Below are 662 nucleotides of genomic sequence, written 5' to 3'. Positions count from 1 at the left end.
GGGGGCGGAAGCGGGGCCGGGAGGCAGGGGCCGGCGAGCGAGCGAGCGGGCGGGCGAGCGCTAGACCCGGATCCGCAGCGCTCCCGCCCCGCTGTCGCCGAGCTCGTCGTCCGGGTTCAGGAGCCGGCAGGCCTTCATCGAGAGGCAGCCGCAGCCGATGCAGCCTGTGAGCTCCCGCTCCAGCTGCTCGATTCCGCGCCTGCGCTGCTCCAGGGTCTTCTTCCACCGGCGCGATGCCCGCTGCCAGTCCTCGTGGCTCGGCGGGGTCTCGAGCGGCACGTCGGCGAAACTCTCCTGCACGTCGGAGAGCGGGATCCCGAGCCGCTTCGCCACGGAGACGAGGGCCACGCGGCGCAGCATGTAGCGGGGGTAGCGGCGCTGGTTTCCGGCCGTGCGCCGTGAGGCGATCAAGCCGAGCTGCTCGTAGTAGTGCAACGCCGACACCGCGACTCCCGTGCGCCGGCTCATCTCGCCGACGGTGAGCAGTTCCTCGGGCTGGTGCTGCCCGGTCTCGCGCAGCGTTGCCGCCGGCATGTCCACCGCAGATTCTTCGTTCATGAGCGCCTCCTCTTGACCTCAACCATACTTGAGGTTTTACGGTGGGGGCATGTCGAATCGAAATGCCGCCGCATGACGTACGTGATCGCTCTGCCGTGCGTCGA

General features: G+C 69.6%; 1 protein-coding gene. It reads right to left on the bottom strand.

All coding sequences use genetic code 11. The features are described 5' to 3' along the window. Positions 1-60 precede the first annotated feature (60 nt). Entirely contained in the window at positions 61-558 is a 498-nt protein-coding gene (soxR, locus tag U874_RS0112620; protein WP_081810021.1) for a redox-sensitive transcriptional activator SoxR, read from the bottom strand. Between the last annotated feature and the right edge of the window lie 104 nt (positions 559-662).

Source organism: Leucobacter sp. PH1c, from assembly GCF_000633415.1.
In the GTDB taxonomy this organism is placed as follows: domain Bacteria; phylum Actinomycetota; class Actinomycetes; order Actinomycetales; family Microbacteriaceae; genus Leucobacter.
The sequence above is the reverse complement of the archived record's forward strand: the minus strand, read 5'-3'. Positions and strand labels throughout refer to the sequence as shown.